The sequence below is a fragment of the Streptomyces sp. WELS2 genome (assembly GCF_013870595.1).
In the GTDB taxonomy this organism is placed as follows: Bacteria; Actinomycetota; Actinomycetes; order Streptomycetales; family Streptomycetaceae; genus Streptomyces.
This window is the reverse complement of record NZ_JACBWZ010000866.1, coordinates 1-2,491: the sequence shown is the minus strand read 5'-3', so window position 1 is coordinate 2,491 and position 2,491 is coordinate 1. Positions and strand designations below refer to the sequence as shown.

The window sequence follows — 2,491 nt, the reverse complement described above, 5'->3', positions numbered from 1 at the left end:
CAGGTGGCGGTGCGGCGGTGCGCGGTGCGGGGCTGTGCTGTGTGGGAGGTGCGTCCGCGAGAGGATCTGCTTCTCAACACTGACTCCTTCTGCGAGACCGCGGGTCGCGCGGCCGGGGGAGACCGGACGGTGGATCGGGGCGTCCGGGCAGAACAGGGCGTTACGCGGAACCAGGTGCGGGTGCTCGGCCGGCCCACGCGGGCGAACGGGGGGCTGTGGGGTCGCTGTGAGTCGGCCTGGGAAGAGTGGCAGGAGAACTCACTGCCTGTCAGGAGCGCATCACAAACTTGGCCGGAAATGGTTCGTTGACCGGATGTTCATGTTCGGTATGCGGACTGTTGGGGTGCGCGTTTGCGGGGTCGTCGCCTTCTGGGCCCCGGGTCCTAGGGCCGATGTCCCGGTGGGTACGGCCAAAACTCGATGGGCCCGGCCGGCGCCGGTCCGTACGCTCGCGGTGATGTCCACGACACGTGCAACCGCCGACCGTTCCGCCGTACGCACCCTGCTGCGCCTGTGGCCGTACGTCCGTCCCGTGCGCGCCCGGCTGTTCACCGCGGCGGCCGTCGCGGTCGTCGCCTCCTGTACCGGGCTGGTGATCCCGCTCGTGCTGAAGTGGCTGGTGGACGGGCCGGTCACCGACCGTGACCCGGGGGGCGTGTGGCTCGGCGCGCTGTACCTGCTGCTGCTCGGCATCGCCGAGGCGGTCCTGTTCGGCATCCGCCGCTGGCTGGTGGCCCGGCCGCTGTCCCGCGTCGAGGCGGAGATGCGGGCGGCCCTGTACCACCGGCTGCAACGCCTGCCGGTGGCCTTCCACGACCGCTGGGCGTCCGGCCAGCTGCTCTCGCGCGGCACCACCGACCTGATGCTGCTGCGCATGTTCCTCGCCTTCCCGCTGACGTTCCTGCTGGTCAACGGGGTGACGATCCTGGTCGGCGTGGCCATCATGCTGGTGCAGGACCGGACGCTGGGCCTGGTCATCCTCGCCCCGGCCGTCCCCGTGATGTGGACCTGCGCGGTCTTCGAACGGCGGTACGCGCAGGCGGCCCGGCGCGCCCAGGACCAGGTCGGGGACCTGACCACGGTGGTCGAGGAGAGCGTGCTCGGCATCCGCGTCGTCAAGGGCTTCGGCCGGCACCGCAGCCAGGCGCGCGCCTTCCGGGAACTCGCCGGCCGGCTGCGGGGCACGGAACTGCGCAAGGCGCGGCTGCTCGCCACCATCTGGGGCGTCATCGTGGCGCTGCCCGAGATGGCCATCGGGGCGGCCCTGGTCCTCGGCGCCGTCCGCGTCGCCGACGGCGAACTGTCCGCGGGCACGCTGGTCGCCTTCCTCAGCACCGCGCTCGCGCTGCGCTGGCCCGTCGACTCCATAGGGTTCCTGCTGGCCATGACCCAGGAGGCGGCCACGGCCACGGAACGCTACTTCGAGGTGATGGACGAGCCACCGGAGGACGCGGTGAAGCGGAGCGCCGAGGACTCGTCGCCGGGCGCGGCGGTGGAGGGCGGGACCCCTCCCGGGCCGGAAGACCGCCCCGCGCCCGCGCCTGATCCCGGCCCGGCGCCCGGGGCCCGTCCGGTGCCTGCCCCCGGCTCCGGACCGGAGGCCGGTGTCCGTCCGGTATCCGCCGCCGGTTCCGGTCCGGTGGCCGATGTTCGTTCCGCATCCGCCCGTGGATCCGGTCCGGCGGTCGGAGCTCGTCCTGTGCCCGGAGGGCAGGTGTGGGACGGGGCCGGGATCCGGTTCGAGGGGGTGCGGTTCCGGTATCCCGACGCGCCTGCGGGCTCCCCGCCCCTCCTCGACGGGATCGACCTGCACATACGGGCCGGGGAGTCCATGGCGCTCGTCGGTGCCACCGGCAGTGGCAAGACCACGCTCACCGCCCTCGTCCCGCGCCTGTACGAGGTCACCTCCGGCCGGATCACGCTGAACGGCGTCGACATCGCCGAGATCCCCCGCGAGGAACTGCGCTCCAGGGTCGCCGTGGCCTTCGAGGACCCCACCCTGTTCTCGGCGAGCGTCGGCGAGAACGTGCTGATGGGCGCCCCGGACGGGGCCGGGCAGCCCGAACTCGACCGGGCCCTCGCCATCGCCCGGGCCGACTTCGCGCACACGCTGCCGCACGGCACCGACACCCGCGTGGGCGAGCAGGGGCTCAGCCTGTCCGGTGGCCAGCGCCAGCGTCTCGCGCTGGCCCGCGCGGTCGTCGGCCGGCCGGAGTTCCTCGTGCTGGACGACCCGCTGTCCGCCCTGGACGTGCACACCGAGGCCGCCGTGGAGGCCGCGCTGCGGCAGGTCCTCGCCGACACCACCGCGCTGATCGTCGCCCACCGCCCGTCCACGGTACTGCTCGCCGACCGGGTCGCCCTGCTCTCGGGCGGCCGGATCGCGGCCGTCGGCACCCACCGCCAACTGCTGCGCGACAACGCCGAGTACGCCCATCTGATGTCCGGCGAACGGGAGGAGTCCCGATGACCACCACATCCGCCACCCCCG

General features: G+C 73.3%; 1 protein-coding gene. It reads left to right on the top strand.

Translation table 11 applies throughout. The annotated features are described in order from the left end of the window. Positions 1 to 457: 457 nt before the first annotated feature. The gene (locus tag H5J33_RS30980; protein WP_258565524.1) at positions 458 to 2,470 is read left to right on the top strand and encodes an ABC transporter ATP-binding protein; all 2,013 of its coding nucleotides are present in this window, start codon (positions 458 to 460) and stop codon (positions 2,468 to 2,470) included. Positions 2,471 to 2,491: the final 21 nt, after the last annotated feature.